This is a genomic window from Pseudocitrobacter vendiensis (genome assembly GCF_943590815.1).
Classification (GTDB): domain Bacteria; phylum Pseudomonadota; class Gammaproteobacteria; order Enterobacterales; family Enterobacteriaceae; genus Pseudocitrobacter; species Pseudocitrobacter vendiensis.
This window is the reverse complement of sequence record NZ_CALSBS010000089.1, coordinates 1-444: the sequence shown is the minus strand read 5'-3', so window position 1 is coordinate 444 and position 444 is coordinate 1. Positions and strand designations below refer to the sequence as shown.

Annotated in this window: 1 pseudogene; it reads left to right on the top strand. The window is 54.1% G+C overall.

From position 1 onward, the window contains the following. Positions 1-55: 55 nt before the first annotated feature. Positions 56-444: pseudogene (locus tag NMC31_RS26085) on the top strand (IS1-like element IS1B family transposase); the annotation flags it as partial.

Sequence of the window (444 nt, the reverse complement as noted above, 5' to 3'; positions counted from 1 at the left end):
GGTGATGCTGCCAACTTACTGATTTAGTGTATGATGGTGTTTTTGAGGTGCTCCAGTGGCTTCTGTTTCTATCAGCTGTCCCTCCTGTTCAGCTACTGACGGGGTGGTGCGTAACGGCAAAAGCACTGCCGGACATCAGCGCTATCTCTGCTCTCACTGCCGTAAAACATGGCAACTGCAGTTCACTTACACCGCTTCTCAACCCGGTACGCACCAGAAAATCATTGATATGGCCATGAATGGCGTTGGATGCCGGGCAACCGCCCGCATTATGGGCGTTGGCCTCAACACGATTTTCCGCCATTTAAAAAACTCAGGCCGCAGTCGGTAACCTCGCGCATACAGCCGGGCAGTGACGTCATCGTCTGCGCGGAAATGGACGAACAGTGGGGATACGTCGGGGCTAAATCGCGCCAGCGCTGGCTGTTTTACGCGTATGACAGG